The sequence below is a fragment of the Geobacillus sp. LYN3 genome (assembly GCF_003064505.1).
GTDB classification, from domain to species: Bacteria; Bacillota; Bacilli; order Bacillales; family Anoxybacillaceae; genus Parageobacillus_B; species Parageobacillus_B toebii.
Genome location: NZ_QCWL01000001.1, coordinates 1,138,275 through 1,153,957 on the forward strand (window position 1 = coordinate 1,138,275; position 15,683 = coordinate 1,153,957).

General features: G+C 45.4%; 18 protein-coding genes and 2 pseudogenes. 7 read left to right on the forward strand and 13 right to left on the reverse strand.

Translation table 11 applies throughout. The features are described from left to right. Nucleotides 1-90: 90 nt before the first annotated feature. From DCC82_RS05935 to pdxR, 6 genes and pseudogenes are all read right to left on the reverse strand, one after another. Nucleotides 91-593: pseudogene (locus DCC82_RS05935) on the reverse strand (DUF1572 domain-containing protein). 360 nt (nucleotides 594-953) lie between these two features. After that, complete coding sequence (locus DCC82_RS05940) at nucleotides 954-1,733, reverse strand: ABC transporter permease (RefSeq protein ID WP_223812640.1); 780 nt, start codon at nucleotides 1,731-1,733, stop codon at nucleotides 954-956. Nucleotides 1,734-1,737: 4 nt separating this feature from the next. Further along, nucleotides 1,738-2,463, reverse strand: a complete 726-nt coding sequence (locus DCC82_RS05945; RefSeq protein ID WP_011230240.1) for an ABC transporter ATP-binding protein — start codon at nucleotides 2,461-2,463, stop codon at nucleotides 1,738-1,740. Nucleotides 2,464-2,534: 71 nt separating this feature from the next. Next, nucleotides 2,535-2,915, reverse strand: a complete 381-nt coding sequence (locus DCC82_RS05950; RefSeq protein ID WP_089096933.1) for a hypothetical protein — start codon at nucleotides 2,913-2,915, stop codon at nucleotides 2,535-2,537. Between the two features lie 131 nt (nucleotides 2,916-3,046). Next, nucleotides 3,047-3,307, reverse strand: coding sequence for a hypothetical protein (locus DCC82_RS05955; RefSeq protein WP_108430279.1), 261 nt, complete (start codon nucleotides 3,305-3,307; stop codon nucleotides 3,047-3,049). A 168-nt stretch (nucleotides 3,308-3,475) separates the two neighbouring features. Beyond that, nucleotides 3,476-4,855 carry a MocR-like pyridoxine biosynthesis transcription factor PdxR gene (gene pdxR / locus DCC82_RS05960; RefSeq protein WP_089096934.1) on the reverse strand — a complete coding sequence of 460 codons (1,380 nt, stop codon included), beginning with the start codon at nucleotides 4,853-4,855 and terminating at the stop codon, nucleotides 3,476-3,478. A gap of 119 nt (nucleotides 4,856-4,974) precedes the next feature. Between pdxR and DCC82_RS05965 the strand changes: the two genes are divergently transcribed. The 3 genes from DCC82_RS05965 to DCC82_RS05975 are packed head-to-tail and all read left to right on the forward strand — an operon-like array spanning nucleotide 4,975 to nucleotide 6,984. Further along, a complete protein-coding gene (locus DCC82_RS05965; RefSeq protein WP_011230242.1) occupies nucleotides 4,975-5,583 on the forward strand; it encodes an FMN-binding negative transcriptional regulator in 609 nt (202 codons plus the stop codon). Nucleotides 5,584-5,612: 29 nt separating this feature from the next. Further along, nucleotides 5,613-6,254: a LysE family translocator gene (locus tag DCC82_RS05970; protein WP_068895626.1), complete on the forward strand. Its 642-nt coding sequence runs from the start codon at nucleotides 5,613-5,615 to the stop codon at nucleotides 6,252-6,254. A gap of 19 nt (nucleotides 6,255-6,273) precedes the next feature. Further along, nucleotides 6,274-6,984 (forward strand): B3/B4 domain-containing protein, encoded by a 711-nt coding sequence (locus tag DCC82_RS05975; RefSeq protein ID WP_097354197.1) that lies wholly within the window; start codon nucleotides 6,274-6,276, stop codon nucleotides 6,982-6,984. Nucleotides 6,985-7,305: 321 nt separating this feature from the next. On the opposite strand, the gene DCC82_RS05985 is transcribed toward DCC82_RS05975, so the two are convergent. Further along, nucleotides 7,306-7,797 carry a YajQ family cyclic di-GMP-binding protein gene (locus DCC82_RS05985; protein ID WP_062753820.1) on the reverse strand — a complete coding sequence of 164 codons (492 nt, stop codon included), beginning with the start codon at nucleotides 7,795-7,797 and terminating at the stop codon, nucleotides 7,306-7,308. 187 nt (nucleotides 7,798-7,984) lie between these two features. Here DCC82_RS05985 and DCC82_RS05990 point away from each other — a divergent pair, with 187 nt between their 5' ends. From DCC82_RS05990 to DCC82_RS06000, 3 genes are all read left to right on the forward strand, one after another. Beyond that, a complete protein-coding gene (locus DCC82_RS05990; RefSeq protein ID WP_187252132.1) occupies nucleotides 7,985-8,845 on the forward strand; it encodes a CvfB family protein in 861 nt (286 codons plus the stop codon). Nucleotides 8,846-8,952: 107 nt separating this feature from the next. After that, a complete protein-coding gene (locus DCC82_RS05995; RefSeq protein ID WP_097354198.1) occupies nucleotides 8,953-9,936 on the forward strand; it encodes a BMP family lipoprotein in 984 nt (327 codons plus the stop codon). Nucleotides 9,937-9,955: 19 nt separating this feature from the next. Continuing rightward, a complete protein-coding gene (locus tag DCC82_RS06000; RefSeq protein WP_097354199.1) occupies nucleotides 9,956-11,608 on the forward strand; it encodes a methyl-accepting chemotaxis protein in 1,653 nt (550 codons plus the stop codon). Between the two features lie 249 nt (nucleotides 11,609-11,857). Here DCC82_RS06000 and DCC82_RS06005 read toward each other — a convergent pair whose 3' ends face one another. The 5 genes from DCC82_RS06005 to DCC82_RS06020 form a co-directional block, all read right to left on the reverse strand. After that, entirely contained in the window at nucleotides 11,858-11,989 is a 132-nt protein-coding gene (locus DCC82_RS06005) for a DUF3941 domain-containing protein (RefSeq protein WP_012749405.1), read from the reverse strand. A 60-nt stretch (nucleotides 11,990-12,049) separates the two neighbouring features. Next, entirely contained in the window at nucleotides 12,050-12,913 is an 864-nt protein-coding gene (locus DCC82_RS06010) for a DegV family protein (protein ID WP_097354200.1), read from the reverse strand. Between the two features lie 111 nt (nucleotides 12,914-13,024). Next, nucleotides 13,025-13,225, reverse strand: a complete 201-nt coding sequence (locus DCC82_RS06015) for a DUF3813 domain-containing protein (protein WP_012749407.1) — start codon at nucleotides 13,223-13,225, stop codon at nucleotides 13,025-13,027. 2 nt (nucleotides 13,226-13,227) lie between these two features. Beyond that, nucleotides 13,228-13,380, reverse strand: coding sequence for a hypothetical protein (locus DCC82_RS17600; RefSeq protein ID WP_012749408.1), 153 nt, complete (start codon nucleotides 13,378-13,380; stop codon nucleotides 13,228-13,230). An 88-nt stretch (nucleotides 13,381-13,468) separates the two neighbouring features. Then, on the reverse strand, nucleotides 13,469-14,275 hold the full coding sequence (locus DCC82_RS06020; protein ID WP_012749409.1) for a Cof-type HAD-IIB family hydrolase: 807 nt from the start codon (nucleotides 14,273-14,275) through the stop codon (nucleotides 13,469-13,471). Nucleotides 14,276-14,449: 174 nt separating this feature from the next. Here DCC82_RS06020 and yjfP point away from each other — a divergent pair, with 174 nt between their 5' ends. After that, a complete protein-coding gene (gene yjfP, locus DCC82_RS06025) occupies nucleotides 14,450-15,217 on the forward strand; it encodes an esterase (RefSeq protein ID WP_097354201.1) in 768 nt (255 codons plus the stop codon). 82 nt (nucleotides 15,218-15,299) lie between these two features. On the opposite strand, the pseudogene DCC82_RS06030 reads toward yjfP, so the two are convergent. After that, a pseudogene (locus DCC82_RS06030) lies at nucleotides 15,300-15,603 on the reverse strand (metal-sulfur cluster assembly factor). Nucleotides 15,604-15,683 lie beyond the last annotated feature (80 nt).

Consider the following 15,683-nt stretch of genomic DNA (forward strand, 5'->3'; position numbering starts at 1 on the left):
ACAAACAACAAAAAGAAGCCATCCGCCTTTATCGGCTGACGGTTCCGAGGGGCGGATGGCGTTTGCAAGATGATTCGAATAAGGAGTTGCCTATGTTGTTTTTCGATTTCTTGGTATGGTCAGTGTTTTCCAGTTGTTTGCGTTCAGCTGTTTCGCGATATAGACGATTTGCCCGATATGATACGAATAATGGTACATTTGCCGCTCAATGGCTTCGATGACGGAATGGGGTTCGCCGCGGATCGTGACGTCCGCAACAAATCCGTTTCTTGCAGTTCGTTCAGCGTCTGAAAGAAAGCAGACCACCCCTTTTCCCAGCAAGCCATGACTTCTTTGCGCGTATGGAAGTCGTTGATAAACTCATCATCGCGGTTTCGGTTCGGTTTTTCCCCATCCGACGACAAAAAGTCTGTCCAGCGCGACACCATATTTCCGCTCATATGTTTGACAATGATGGCGATGCTGTTTGCCTCCTCATGAAAGCAATGGAACAGCTGTTCCTCCGAACATTGGTCCATAGCCCGTTCGGCGGTCTTTTTCATGTCAACAAAGCGTGCGCGCACCACTCGCAAATATTCTTGGCCGATGTTCATTCACACACCTCCGTCAAAGAAATGCCATCTCTTTTATTCGCCGTCGATGCTGTGATTTCTTTCTATGTGACGGCAAAAAGCAAAAAAAGCAACGCCTTGGGCGGACATGACTATGGGTCATGTTTTCGAAGCAGGCGAGTGAATAATCAGATCATAGCGGCACTCTTCGTTGCCTGTGTTCATAAATTGATGTTCGCAGGCGGCGTTGTAATAAAGAGAGTCCCCTTCGTGCAAGACGTCCGTGTTATGAAACCTCCTTTGCTTTCCTTGATTGTCGAAGATGCATTCGGCATGGTCGCGAAAACATCCTCTCGATTTTCGCCGAAAGGGTGCGAAATGTGAGGGATAACGTCCGCTCTTTTATACGTAGCTTCCGATTTTTCCGTTTTTTCTCGCCCAATGCCATTGTTGCTTCAAGACTAATGAGCCCATGGCCAGCCATAATAGCGAGATGCCGAGAGCAGGAAAGAATACGGGCCATCCTTCATTCACTCCTTGCACGGCCCAAGAAAGGGGAGAAAAGTAGTTGAGAATATGAAAGGCTGTCGGCAATAAATTTGAAGATAGAAAAAAACCTGAGAAGATTAATAAATAATAAAGCAGCACCTCGGTAACGGCTCCGACTTGTTTTAAGCGAAGGGACAGTCCTAAAATGAACACACCGATTCCCGTCATCCCGATTAGGCTTACGCCGCCAAATACGACGATCTCCGTTATCATGGATAATATTCCCGAGAGAATTTCGGAAAATCCAATCATCAAAGCCGCACAGATGAAAAAGAGCACTACCCACACGGATGATAATGCGATTTCCGCGATCACTACGCCCATTAAAACTTGCCATGGGGGAGTCTTGGTGGAAAGTACCTGCTCTGCCGTGCCGAGATACGCTTCCTCGATCACCGTGTTGCCGAGCTTTGAGATCAAATGAGCGCTTAAGTACCAAAGGCTGAAACCGAACAGTTTGAGCGTCGCTTCCTTTCCGGTTTGTATCGGGCTTGCGTACAGCGTACCGAGAAAAAAGACAAATTTAATGATAAGGCCAACGGTAAAATCGAACCAATACCGACGATACTCTGCCCTTTTTTTCAAAAAGGAAGCCAATACTACATTCAAGATTTGCAGGGGCAACCGACTCACCTCCTTAGACGGATAGGTTGGAACGAATAGCGGCCAAAAAATGAGTTTCAAGGTCGGCTGGAGTTGAAAAATGTTCTTTCGTGCCGCTCCAAACGATTTTTCCGCCTTGAATAAAGACAAACTTATTTCCAACGGCGTGGGCAAAAGGAATGTCGTGGGTGGTGATGAGAACGGCTTTCCACCATTGGTTTTCTTCCGTTAACATGGTTCGGATATGATGTTGCGACTCAACATCAAGGCCAAGAGTTGGCTCATCAAGGAACAAAAACGGCGCTCCTTTCATTAAGGCGATCGCAAATGCCAGTTTTTGTTTCATCCCACGTGAAAGGGTTTGGGTAAGACGCTCAGCGTATGGGGTTAGATTCAACACGGCCATCATTCGTTCGGCTCTTCGTTTTGCTTCAGCACGACTCCATTTGTTCAGCAAGCCGAAGTATAAGAGATTTTCCAAAACAGTTAAATAAGAATAGGAGTTGTCAGCTTCTTCAAATACGACCGCAATCGACTCGCGCGCTTCATCTGGATGGCGGACAACATCTACTCCATTGACATAGATGCTGCCGCTGTCTGGTGCAGTAAGCCCGATGATGCATCTTATTAAAGTAGTTTTTCCGGCTCCATTCGGCCCTAAAAGAATAAGTCGATCCCCTTCAACCAGTTCAAGGGAAACATTATGTAATACTTGGCGGTTTGGCGGATAGATTTTGTTTACGTCTTGCACGGCAATCATTTTTTTCTACCCTTTCCATTTAATAAGCTAGGGTGGTCTTGAAAAATCTTGAGGACCACCCGAAAGGATTATTACCAACTCGCTGGGACTTGAGACGGAGCATGTTTTAGTATGTCGTCACTTGTTGGAATAGGAGGGACCACAGTAAGAGAACCATGTCCTTCCAGTCGATAGAAAAGCTCTGTAGAAATACTGGTGGAAAGTTCAATAGCTATATCAATTTTGCACCACATATTAAATACTCGGAAGAAATATTGGCGTAAAGGTATTTGATTAAATTCAACACATTTAACAAAAAGTTCTGGGTCAACTTTTGCTACTTCTTTGCAAGTCTCCAAAACTTTGATAAGATCCTGTAAAGGATTTATTGTGTTTTTAAATAAATCTCTTTCCCATTCAAAATATTTCACAAGATTATCTTGTTCAATAATTCCTGAGACTAACTTCCACATTTCTTGTGACGGTGGTAAGAATAGGTTCTTTTCCAGCTTATCTTTTAGGTTCCATTTATTAATTTGTGAAGCTAATGGATTTCCCTTATATTCAAGTTCAACGCATTTTTTGAGGAGGTCATCGTAGGATTCTATAATATAATATTATGGATATCATGAATAGCAGTTTGTAAAAACGATATGGAGTTTTCTAGGTGTGCAACTGAATCACCGGTTGGTTGTACAAAACGAGTAGCATCTGTAGCACCGGTGGCAGCAATAATAGCTTTTTCTAGTTCAGAATTCGCTTGCCACAAATGAGTAATGCCTTGCCCTATAGCCCAAGCGCACTGAGCAGATAAAGCGGTGGTAATAGCCAGTCCTTTCGTTGGTCTATGATTTTTTCCACCCATATTCTCTTTCCCCTTTCTTTTTCAAACTTAAGTGTATTATACAAAAAAAAACAAAAAAATGTAAATATTTAAAATTAACGTGACATTAGAAACCGATCAAAAATACACGCCAAGACAGGGATTCCGTGAGCTTGTGTAAAAAGAGGGGCGTTTTCCGTGAAGTCGTCGTCAACACCATGCTTTTTTGAGCAGTTTTACTCCAAGCTCAATATCCTCGAGCGACAAGCCGCTAAAACCGAGCTTGATCATGGGTCGGTCTGGCCGTTGGTTCACAAAATAGCGCGAAGTGGGATACACTTTTACCCCACACGATAGGGCGCGTTGAAGTAGCTGTTCTTCTGAACAATCGGAATGAACTTTGATTAACACGTATAAACCGGACTGTTCGCCAATAATGGGGATCATATCCCCAAATGCTTTTCGCAGTAGTGATGTTAAATGCTCCATTTTTCGTTTGTACACGAGGCGCATGCGTTTAATATGGCGGCCCCATTCCCCCTCCTCCATAAATTTGGCCATCGCCAATTGGCTGAGGATGGACGCAGTGCTTTCGAAAAGGCGAAACTGCTGCTGATAACGGTACAAAAGCGACGGCGGCAACACCATGTAGCTTAAGCGAATCCCAGGCAGAAACGATTTTGAGAAATTGCCCAGATAAATGACTTTTGTGGAATCAATGGAAGCAAGAGCAGGAAACGGCTTTTGCGTGTAACGGAATTCGCTGTCGTAATCGTCCTCGATAATATAGCCATCGACGTTGTTCACCCATTGAATGAGCCTGTGCCGTTGCTGGATCGGCATGCTGACTCCCATCGGGCTTTGATGTGAAGGGGTGACATAGATGAGCCGCGATCGCCTGTTCTCGAGCGGTGAAAGATCGATGACGGTTTCGGAAACAGGCACCGTTTCCAGCTGAAAGCGGTGAAACAAAAACGCTTCTCTGGCGCCGTCATAACCAGGGTCTTCGACGATCACGCTGTTGAATTCATCTTTTAGAATATAGCCAAGGGAGAGAAGCATTTGCTGCGTGCTGCTTCCGATGATGATGGCGTTTGGCTCTGTGATCACCCCGCGGGATTCGAGAAGGTAGATGGCGATTTGCTTGCGCAAGCATAATTCCCCAAACGGATCCCCATAGCGGAAACATCCTTTGGCCGTCAATACTTGATTGGAAATTCTTCTCCATGCTTTAACGGGAAAATGATCGGCATCGACGGTATCGGCGCGAAAATCGACAACAACGGACGTTGCTGCTTCCCTTGCCGATTGGCGTGCAGAAATGCGGGCTTTTGGAATGAAGAGAGGTTCCACTTCATTGGCAAAATACCCTTTTCGTTTTTCCGCGCGAATATATCCTTCCGCTACCAGCTGTTCGTAAGCCATTAAAGTTGTGTTCCGGCTGACATTCAATGATTCGGCGAGTTGGCGAATGGAAGGTAGCGGCTCATTGGCTTGAATGTCGCCTTGTTCAATCAATGATTTCAATTTTTCGTAGATTTGCTTGTATTTAGGCGAGCCGTCCTTCAAGTCAAAAATGATCGTCTTCATGTTCATCCTCCTGACATGTTTATTTTTTTGTTATTGTCACTTTTTTTATGTCAGTTTTGATTATATTATACATTGTGAAGAATGGAATGCTGTAATTGAAAAGATGGGGGAGAGGACTGATGTATATTCCGAAGCATTTTGCCATCAACGATATGTCTGTCGTCTATGAGGTGATCGAGGAGAACAGTTTTGCCACCTTGGTGTCGATGCATCAAGGGGAGCTGTTTGCTACCCATTTGCCGCTGTTGCTCGATCGGGAGAAAACGTGTTTGTACGGCCATTTTGCCCGTTCTAATCCGCAATGGAACGACATTCAACGTCAGACGGTCTTGGCGATTTTCCACGGTCCGCATTGTTATATTTCTCCTTCCTGGTATGAAACGAACCAGGCGGTGCCAACATGGAATTATGTGAATGTCCATGTGTACGGGAACGTGGAGTTGATCGACGATGAAGAAGAAATCATGCAGTCGCTGCACGATATGGTAGAAAAATACGAAGCGCCGGGCAGCCGTTACCAGCTGTCAGAGGTCGATGCCGGGATGCTGTCCGGCATGAACAAAGGAATTCAAGCCTTCAAAATCATCATCAAGCGAATCGAGGGAAAAGCCAAGTTAAGCCAAAATCATCCTGCATACCGACAAGAACGGATCATCAAGCAACTCGAGCAAATGCCATTTGAAAACGAAAAGCGAATCGCTTCCCTGATGAAAAAGCAACAGCAGTGAAATAGAAAATGAAGGAGTGAGATGTGAGGATGGGGCTTTCGACGATCGGTGTGTTTATAGTGGCAGCCGCGGCACTGCTCATCGTCCCCGGATCGGCGGTATTGTACATTGTGTCTAGAAGCATCGGTCAAGGAACGAAAGCAGGAGTTGTAGCGGTGTTTGGCGTGGCATTGGGTGGCGCTGTCCATGTTGTCCTTGGAGCCGTGGGCGTTTCCGCGATTTTGATGACATCGGCGGCTGCCTTTACGATGATCAAATATTTAGGAGCCGTTTATCTTATCTATTTGGGAGGCAAAACGTTATTTTTTGCTTCCACCAAGGATGAGGAAATCCCGAACACGAAGGCCAAGGAGAAAACATTGGCGCAAGTGTTTTACGAATCTCTATTTGTCGAAGTGACCAATCCAAAAACAGCGCTCTTTTTTCTTGCCTTTTTTCCGCAATTTATTTCGCCTTCTGCTGGATTGGTGGCTGGTCAATTTTTGCTTTTAGGGGCGATATTTGTTGTTCTCGCCTTGCTAAATGACAGCTTGTACGCCATGTTGGCCGCGGGCATCCGCAAACGGCTGGCTGCCAAGAAAGGAAGCATGAAGGTGATGAACCGGGTGGCGGGCTGTTGCTATATCTTGTTAGGACTATTCTCCGCCTTGGCGAGCCCTTCAAAACCGTAAGAGAATGGAGGAGTGGATGATGACACGTTTTGTTGTTGAAGACGATGTTTGGGCCATATTTCCCCACGCCAAAATCGGTGTGGTCGTTGCCCAAGGGATTGACAACGGCATCAAGAATGCCAGCGTTTACGAACAAATGCTGCGAGAGGCGGAGAAAGAGGCGCGGAAATTCCTGGAGTTTGAAGAATTGAGCCGCAACCCCGTCATCGTTGTTTGGCGAGAGGCGTTTCGGCGATTCAAAACGAAAAAAGGGGCGCGTTGTTCGGTTGAAGCGCTGCTGAAACGAGTGAAAAACGGTCAGCACATCCGAACGATCAACCCGCTTGTGGATATTTATAATTCTGTTTCATTGCGTTACGGGCTTCCATGCGGAGGGGAGGATATCGACACGTTTGTCGGCGACATCCGGCTGGCGCTGGCGGATGGTCATGAACCGTTCATCCCGTTGGGAGGCGAGGAAAACGACCTGCCGTATGAAGGAGAAATCGTGTATAAAGATGACGTGGGCGCCATATGCCGCTGCTGGAATTGGCGGGAAGCCCAACGAACGATGCTCACCGAACAGACGAAGCACGCCTTCCTTTGCATCGAATCGATTGATGAAACAAGGAATGAGGTTCTTTACCAAGCGCTGGAAGAATTGGCTTCCTCCATACGCCGTCATCTCGGGGGCACAGTGAAGACGCACATCGTGGATATTCACCATCCAGAAATATCGATAACGGATTAAGGACCATTTTATCCGTCTTGCTTTAATTGCTGCGGCGCTTGGCCGCTCCGGTGGGGAAGGAGAAGCGATGCGACTCGCCGAGCCGATTGTCGACATGGCACTCGCCTTCATTGTGTTTGGTGTGCTCGTTGGGCGGTGGTTAGCATGTAGAGGCCGCCTGCTTACTTCAGTACCTGATATCATGCGCTCGCTTTTCCCAAAAGATGAGCTGTTTTTTTCTTGCTATAAGAATTATAGGGAGCTTGCCAGCTGGCTTCTCCTTCAAATTTTCTATCGTTCTGCTTGTAAAACAAAAAGCGGATGGAGGCTTGCCTCATCCGCTTATCGATAATTCACAAACTGCACATCAATCGGCAAGTCCGCTTCGCGAATCGCAGCGATGACCTTTTGCAAGTCATCTTTGCTTTTGCCGCTGACGCGGATTTGATCGTCCTGTACTTGGCTTTTCACTTTCAGGCCAGTGTTTTTAATGATCGTGTTGATTTTTTTCGCGTTTTCTTTATCGATGCCTTGCACAAGTTTGGCGCGCTGGCGCACTGTGCCCCCAGAAGCTGGCTCAATTTTGCCGTATTGGATGTTTTTCGTCGGCACGCCGCGTTTAATGAGCTTGCCGATGAGCACGTCTTTTAGCTGCTCTAATTTAAATTCATCATCGGAAATAAGGATGAGTTCGTCTTTGTCTAGCGAAATGTCGCTTTTGCTGCCTTTAAAGTCATAGCGGTTTTTAATTTCTTTCATCGCGATGTTGATCGCATTGGTGACTTCCGATAAGTCGACTTTCGATACAATATCAAAGGAACTTTCTTTCGACATACACAACCTCCAGCATTTTTTATTTTATTATAGTAAAATGTGGCAAGGGACACAACAAGAAAAGGAGGGGAAGCCGAACGACGTGGAGGTGCTATTGTGATGATGGGAAAAACTGTGTTTTATGCAGAATTGTCCATTGGAGTGGGAAATAATAAGCGTGAAAATATAGACAAAGGAAGAGATTGCAATGAAACGATTAATTCCTGGAGAAATCATGACATTAACGGTAAAACGGGAAATGCCGTTTGGCTGCTTTTTGACGAACGGCACGGAGGAAGTGATGCTGCATAAAAGAGAAGCGAATACAACGCTTGCGGTCGACAACGAGGCAACGGTATTTTTATATCATGACCACGACGGACAGCTGTGCGCTACCATGAAAATGCCGAAAATTACGAACCACAAATACGACTGGGTTGAAGTGGTCGACATCGTTCCGAAATTGGGCGTCTTTGTCGATATTGGCATTTCCAAAGATATGCTCGTGTCCATCGATGATTTGCCGCCGCTCCGCTCGCAATGGCCGAAGCGAGGGGATCAATTATATTGTTCGTTAAAAACGGATAAACGAGGCCGGCTGCTTGCTAAACTAGCGGATGATGAAACGATGAAACAAATCGCCGTGAAAGCGCCGGAATCAGCGTTCAATCAAAACATTCGCGGGCGCGTCTACCGCGTGATTAAGGTGGGAGCTTTCCTTATCTCTGATGTCGGCTACCTTGGATTTGTACATGAATCCCAGTGGCGAAACGCGCCGCGCCTCGGTGAAGCAGTGGAAGGGCGGATTATCGCCGTCAAAGAGGATGGGACGGTCAATGTCTCCTTACTGTCGCGCAAGCATGAAAGCATCGACGAAGATGCGGCAGCCATTTATACGTACTTAGAAAGCCGCGGCGGAGCGATGCCGTATCACGACAAAAGCGACCCGGACGATATCCAAGCGCGCTTTCATATGAGCAAGGCCGCCTTTAAACGAGCATTAGGACGATTAATGAAAGAAGACAAAGTATATCAAAAAGATGGATGGACGTATATCAAGCGATCATAAAAAGCAAAGCCAATTACAGCTTTGCTTTTTTTATGCAAAAAACTCAACAAATGTAGAATGATGCCGATAAACAATAATGGACACCATGAAAAGAAGGGGACGAACAAATGAAACAACAAAGACGTATATGGCATCTTGTTATTGCGTTATTGGTTATTTTGATGATGACTGGTTGTTCGACGAAAGAGACGGTAACGAAAAAAGATAGTATCAAAGTCGGGATTATGTTGTCGGACGTCGGACTTGGAGATCAATCGTTTAGCGACTCGGCATTTCGCGGATTAATGAAAGCGCGTGATGAACTAGGCATCATTTTTGATTATCGTGAATTGAAAGATACGAAAACGTATGAACAAGGATTGAAGGAGCTTATTAAAGATGGCAATGATGTCGTCATTGGCCTTGGCTTTATGGTGCAAGAGGATTTGGAAAAAGTGGCAAAACAATATCCAAAGCAGCGTTTTATTTTAGTTGACTCTATTTCTGATTTGCCAAACGTGACATCGATTGCGTTTAAAGAAGACGAAGGAAGCTTTCTAGCCGGAGTGGTGGCGGCGCTAGCAACAAAAACAAACAACGTCGGGTTTATTGGGGGAGACGATGTTCCGCTGATTCGTAAATTTGCGGAAGGATTTGAAAAAGGAGTGCATGCCGTGAACCCGTCTGCTTCCGTTCACACCGTATATGCGGGCGATTTCGGCAATGACAAGCTCGGCGCCAACATCGCCAAAGACATGTTTGCCAAGAAGTGCGACGTCGTGTATACGGCGGCGGGATTTACGGGAGTTGGCGCGCTTCGGGAAGCGGAAGCACGAGGTGTGTATGCGATTGGCGTTGACAGCGACCAATATTTTTACGCGGAAAAAGCGGTTGTGACATCAATGGTCAAAAATGTCGATGTCGCCTTGTTTCGCGTGTTAAAACAATACGTGGAAAAAGGGGAATTGCCAACCGGCACTGTTCAGCTTGGATTAGCGGAAAATGGAGTTGGGCTCGCGCCGATTCGCGTTATCCCATGGGATGACCAAAAACAACAGCTGCTCGAACAGTGGAAACAAAACATTGTGGACGGCAAAGTGGCGACAAAGTAATACAGAAAAGGGGATTAGAATGACAATTCGCAGAAAATTGTGGCTTCATTCGTTTCTTTCGCTTATTGCATCCATCATATTGATGGGGTTCATTATCGGTAATATGTTGTCGATAGAGGCAACGAATAAAGATATCGTTCCGGTTTTGTTGACGGTAGAAAAGCTCGAGGCAAGCATGAAATCGGCAAAGCAGAGCTTAAACAACGCCGCCTACAATATGACGGAAGGAAATAAGCAAGAAGTGCTGGCGCAAATCGAAACGACAGAAAAGCTGATTGGCGAATTAGAAAAATCATTGAAACAAAAGGAATTTCGCGCGCTATTAGAAAAAGCAAAACAAAAATTTGCCGAAGTGCATAATGCGTCGCTTGCCGCTCTTGAACATCGCGATGTATCGGAAGCAAGACGGCAAGCGATGCGAATCGAAGGGGCGGTCAATGATATTTACATGCTGCAATTGTATACGAATGATTACTACAAGGAGCTCCAGCGTGATTTACAGGCACAAATCCGTTTTGTCATTTGGACGGCGGTCATCGGCAGCATCGCGCTCATCGTTATGTCAGGTGCTATGAGTCTACGGCTGACGCGCTCGATTACGAATCCGCTCAAGCAGCTTGCCCACAATGCGGTCGAAATCGCGGGGGGCAATTTGCTTGTTGAGCGCATTGACTATAAACAAAACGATGAGTTAGGTGCATTAAATGTGGCATTTCATACAATGGTCGAGGAGTTGAAGCGTCTGCTTCGTTCGGTAGAAGTGGTTAGTCAACAAGTCGAAACATTTGCAAAAGAAATCGAAACAGAAAATAAAATGCTTACGGAGATCAACCGGCAAGTTGCGTTATCCACCAATGAGCTGTCTGCTGGAGCGCAAAGCATCTCTGAAGAATTGCAGCAAGCAGTACAGCAGATTGAAAAAATGGATGATACGTTTGCCAAAACAGCGGAGCGAACCGAACAGACAGCACATTACAGCGAGACGGCTGTCGAAGCGATTCAACATGGCCAAAAAGCGATGGAACAACAAATGCACTTCATTCGCGAAAGCAATGAAGCGACATTGTCGATTGAACAGGCAACGAATGAATTTACGAGCTACGCCGCCAACATTGAACAAATGGCAAAGGTGGTATCCGATATGGCGGAACAAACGAATTTGTTGGCGCTAAACGCGGCCATTGAAGCCGCAAGAGCGGGAGAAGCGGGGAAAGGATTTGCTGTTGTCGCGGAAGAAGTGCGCAAGCTTGCCGAACAATCCGCACAGGCGACAAAACAAATTTTTGAAACAGTTTCGCTGATTAAGCATGGCATTTCCACGGTTTCCGAAACCGTTGCCCGAGCGGTAAAAATCGCCGAGCAGCAATCGCAATCGATTGAAACGACAACGAAGGCGTTTGCCGAAATCGAGGACAAAGTCGCCGGCATTTCCGCCGATATTCAAGCACTTGTCGATGATGTTATCACATCGAAACAATTAGAGGAGAAAGTATTGCAAAATGTGGAAAGCATCAGCGCCGTCGTCGAACAGTCGGCGGCCGGCAGTGAAGAAATTGCCGCTTCGATGGCTGAACAACTGACAGCGTTTGAAAAAATGGTGGAGAAAGTGACGAAACTAAGACAATTGACGGATGAACTGCATGAGGTGATGGCGAAGTTTCGGATGGAATGAAATTGAACTATCCCCACTTACCGGCTAAGGCCGGTGGAAGTGGGGGATTTTTGTTTCCTTTGTCTGTTGTTGCTCAAAGGCCCCAAGCCCCCCTCCGTTCATTTATGACAGAAGAAGAACGCTTTTCAACTATTAAAATTACTAAAAAAACAAAAAATGCCGATTCATCCTCCACCTACGCTTCGCTTAGAGGTGGGGGTCTTCTCGGCAAAGAAAAGAGGCTGTCCAGTATAAAAGGACAGCCGAATTTTATAAATGATCCGTCTTCTTCGAATACGCAAATTTCCCAGCCTGGCGGTTTTTTTCGCGCAACATGTTTTTTTCATGGCGTTTCGCGTTGTTGTCTCGCGCTTTTTTATCGTTATCGCTTGTATGTGACATAATTGGCGTGCACTCCTTTATCCACGGTGTACACCATTAGTATGCGTGGAAAAGAAGAACTTATACCTCAATATATTTGTTCAAGAAAAAGAGTGCCAACGTGCCTGGACCGGCGTGCGCGCCGATCGCACCGCCGATTTCGGTGATGAAAAAGCGCGTGCAGCCATATGTTTTTTCAATAAGCTGCTTTAATTCCAATGCGGCTTCTTCGTCGTCGCCGTGGCTGATGCCGATCACTTGTTTTTGCAAATCGTCGCCGCGTTCGCCCATGATTTCGACCATGCGCTTTAGCACTTTTTTGCGGCCGCGTAATTTCTCCAGCGGAATAAGTTTGCCGTCTTCGACATGGAGAAGCGGCTTAATGTTTAAAAGGCCGCCAACCATTGCTGCGGTTTTGCTAATTCGCCCGCCGCGCGCCAAAAATTCTAAATTGTCAACCGTAAAAATATGTTCCATATGGCGGCAGTAAGAAGCAATCGTTTGGCATAATAGGTTGTACGGCATTCCTTTTTCTGCGAGTTCCGCCGCTTTCATCACCACAAGTCCTTGTCCGAGCGACGCGCACTTCGAATCGATAATCGTTAGCTGAAACTCAGGATATTCTTCAAGCACTTCGCTGCGAATCGCCATCGCGGTTTGATATGTACCAGATAATTGCGAGGAAAACGCGATATATAGACAAGGGCGGTTTTCTTTTGCGTACTTGGTAAATAGTTCTTTCATTTTTAGCGGATTCGATTGCGCCGTTTTCACGATTTGTCCGTTGCGCATCGCGTCATATACTTGTTTTGGTTCAATGGTAATAAAGTCTTCATATTCTTCGCCATTGAAATGGACAAGAAGCGGCAGAAACGCGATGTTATGCTTCTGCAAATAAGAATATGGGAGATCGCTACCACTGTCCGTAATAATTTGAATCGACACTGCATCCACCTCTTATAAAGTTAAGATAAGATATATTTTAGTGTAGCGATTATGATGAAAAAAGACAATTTTTCTTTCCTATAAAAAGGTTGCGGACGAGCGCCGCAACCTTTACTGAGTGAGTTGATCAAGTTCTTCCTGGAATTGACGCAACTGCGCTTTTTCTGCCAAGCTGGAATGAGCATAGGCAGAAGATAAGGCGTTTTTTGCTATGGCGATCGCGCGATCCAAGTCGATATCCGCTTGGCCGTTTGCTGCTTGTTTTGCCTGCATGACCGCTTTGCGCGCTTCTTGAAACAATCGATTGCCCATCGTTATTCGCCTCCAAGCGACGTTTCAAACGCTTTTTGCATTTTGCGCTCTTCCGCTTCAGCGTATGTCATGTGGTAAGGGATTCGTTCGTCATGTTTTTCTACCGCATCGACGCTTTGTTGAATGAAGCGTTTCGATTTATTTCGTTTACCCAAGACGTATTCCCCCCTTGAAAAAATAAAGACGCAGTATTGCGTCATGGATAGTGTAACCGTATAGGGGGGATTGTAATAAGGCAATTCGTTACAGCTTTAACATTGATTTTAAATAAATACCGATGCCATCTTCTTCATTCGTTGCAGTCACATCGTTGGCGATTTGTTTGAGGGGCTCAATCGCGTTGCCCATCGCGATGCCATGACCTGCCCATTCGATCATTTCTAAATCGTTATCTTCGTCTCCAAAAGCGATGACCCGTTCTCTAGGGATATGGAAATAATCAGCGATTTGCTTGAGGCCAAACGCTTTATGAACGCCGGCGCGAACGATTTCAATCATATGCCATGGCTCGGTCCAGCGCCGGTGATGCAATACGTTCGCATGAACGTCGGATAAGTACGACTGTATTTGGTCGGCATGTTGTTTGTCTGTATGAATAAGGATGCTCGTTGGATCATCTTTTAATGCATAGCGCAAGTCGCCGATTTCGATGGCCGGGTTGCCAAGCCGGACAATATCTAGCAGTATTTCATCATGTTCATGAAAGTATACATCGTCCATCACTTCGGCTAAAATATTTTTAATCGAGTACGTTTCACTTACTTCAATGATGTCTTTTACGGTTTGGAGCGGAAGCGGAAAATGACGGATCCCCCATGAATGGTCGGCAGGGTGATGGACGAACGCCCCGTTAAAGTTGACAATTGGCGTTGTGAGTCCAATCTCTTCATAGTACATTTTGCTGGCGCGATAAGGTCTTCCAGTTGCAATCACGACAAGATGCCCTTCTTCTTTTGCGCGCAAAATCATTTCTTTAGTAAATGGGGAAATCGTTTTGTCATCTTTTAATAACGTACCATCTAAATCCAACGCAATTAAATATTGTTTCATAATAACTCCCTTTACATTGTTTTTTTAAAGTATATACGATCATGATTTTAAGGTCACTACTATTTTTATCATCATTTTGTTTTTTTGGCTCTTTTCTAATATAGTGTAACTCTTTTCCAAAATTCTTGTCTACATGTTACACTATAGAAAAAAGAATGAAGGAGTTTTGGGATTATGGTCATCATTGAAAAAGAAACCGTTGCCCAAGTGCCTGTGCTTCATGTCGTAAAAAAAGAAAAGCGGGAAGAACGATTGCCGTTTATTTTGTTTATTCATGGATTTACAAGTGCAAAAGAACATAATTTGCACTTTGGGTACTTGCTTGCCGAGGCGGGATACCGCGTGATTTTGCCGGATGCGCTGCATCACGGTGAACGAGATTCGTCTTTATCTGATCGTGAGCTGCAATTGGCGTTCTGGAATATTGTGACGCGTACGATTACGGAAATTAAAAAAATCAAAGAGGAATTAGAACTTCGCAATCTCATTCAGCCGGATCGGGTAGGACTTGCCGGTACATCGATGGGGGGGATTGTCACATTTGGCGCACTTGCCGAGTATCCATGGATTAAAGCGGCCGTTTCGCTGATGGGAAATCCAATGTATGAAGCATTTTTTGACGCCTTAATTGAAACAGGCAAAAAAATGGGAGTGGCGATTCCGCTTTCCGATGAACAACTAAAGCGGGAAAAGGCGCGATTAATGAAATATGACCTTTCTAGACAGCCGGAGAAATTAGCGGGCCGTCCGCTTCTTATTTGGCATGGAAAGTGCGACCAAGTTGTCCCTTATTCTTATACATATGAGTTTTATGAACAAATAAAACCGCTTTATCAAGGAAAAGAAGAAAATTTGAAGTTTATTTCCGATGATACGGCAGGGCATAAAGTGACAAGGGAAGCGTTTTTAGAAACGGTGAAATGGTTTACGAAACATGTGTAAGAAAAAAACGGCTATGCTTATGGCATAGCCGTTACAACATTATCGGAGGGGTAAAAGCGGACGGGACATTTCCCCAAAAAAGTTATGAAAAATGCCCTAATTGCCGCAGCGCTTCTTCACTCATTCGTTCCGGAGTCCAAGGCGGATTCCATGTAATTTGTACTTGTACATCGCGGATTCCATCGATATGTTCGAGCGCACGTTTCACACCGCCGACGATGGAGTCGTGAAGCGGGCAAGCCCGGTGTCGTAAGCGTCATTAAAATATATATGTTTCCATCATTAATTTGCAAATCATAAATTAACCCTAAATCCACGACATTGATCCCCAGTTCTGGGTCAATAACCGTTCGAAGCTGCTGAAGTACCAATTCGCGAATATCCATGATTATAGCCTCCCTCTAGAAATGTTGATCTATCAAGGCTTTTCGGCCTCTCAGGGGTGTCCAAAAAATATTTTTCGACA

Bases quoted from the DNA above. Each gene is read 5' to 3' on its own strand.
- DCC82_RS06005 (WP_012749405.1), bottom strand. From the start codon at position 11,989: ATGTCACATACAAGCGATAACGATAAAAAAGCGCGAGACAACAACGCG.
- DCC82_RS05950 (WP_089096933.1), bottom strand. From the start codon at position 2,915: ATGTGGAAGTTAGTCTCAGGAATTATTGAACAAGATAATCTTGTGAAA.
- DCC82_RS05955 (WP_108430279.1), bottom strand. From the start codon at position 3,307: ATGGGTGGAAAAAATCATAGACCAACGAAAGGACTGGCTATTACCACC.
- DCC82_RS05970 (WP_068895626.1), top strand. From the start codon at position 5,613: ATGGGGCTTTCGACGATCGGTGTGTTTATAGTGGCAGCCGCGGCACTG.
- DCC82_RS06015 (WP_012749407.1), bottom strand. From the start codon at position 13,225: ATGGGCAATCGATTGTTTCAAGAAGCGCGCAAAGCGGTCATGCAGGCA.
- DCC82_RS05995 (WP_097354198.1), top strand. From the start codon at position 8,953: ATGAAACAACAAAGACGTATATGGCATCTTGTTATTGCGTTATTGGTT.
- DCC82_RS05975 (WP_097354197.1), top strand. From the start codon at position 6,274: ATGACACGTTTTGTTGTTGAAGACGATGTTTGGGCCATATTTCCCCAC.
- yjfP (WP_097354201.1), top strand. From the start codon at position 14,450: ATGGTCATCATTGAAAAAGAAACCGTTGCCCAAGTGCCTGTGCTTCAT.
- DCC82_RS05985 (WP_062753820.1), bottom strand. From the start codon at position 7,797: ATGTCGAAAGAAAGTTCCTTTGATATTGTATCGAAAGTCGACTTATCG.
- DCC82_RS05990 (WP_187252132.1), top strand. From the start codon at position 7,985: ATGAAACGATTAATTCCTGGAGAAATCATGACATTAACGGTAAAACGG.
- DCC82_RS05945 (WP_011230240.1), bottom strand. From the start codon at position 2,463: ATGATTGCCGTGCAAGACGTAAACAAAATCTATCCGCCAAACCGCCAA.
- DCC82_RS06020 (WP_012749409.1), bottom strand. From the start codon at position 14,275: ATGAAACAATATTTAATTGCGTTGGATTTAGATGGTACGTTATTAAAA.
- DCC82_RS06000 (WP_097354199.1), top strand. From the start codon at position 9,956: ATGACAATTCGCAGAAAATTGTGGCTTCATTCGTTTCTTTCGCTTATT.
- pdxR (WP_089096934.1), bottom strand. From the start codon at position 4,855: ATGAAGACGATCATTTTTGACTTGAAGGACGGCTCGCCTAAATACAAG.
- DCC82_RS05965 (WP_011230242.1), top strand. From the start codon at position 4,975: ATGTATATTCCGAAGCATTTTGCCATCAACGATATGTCTGTCGTCTAT.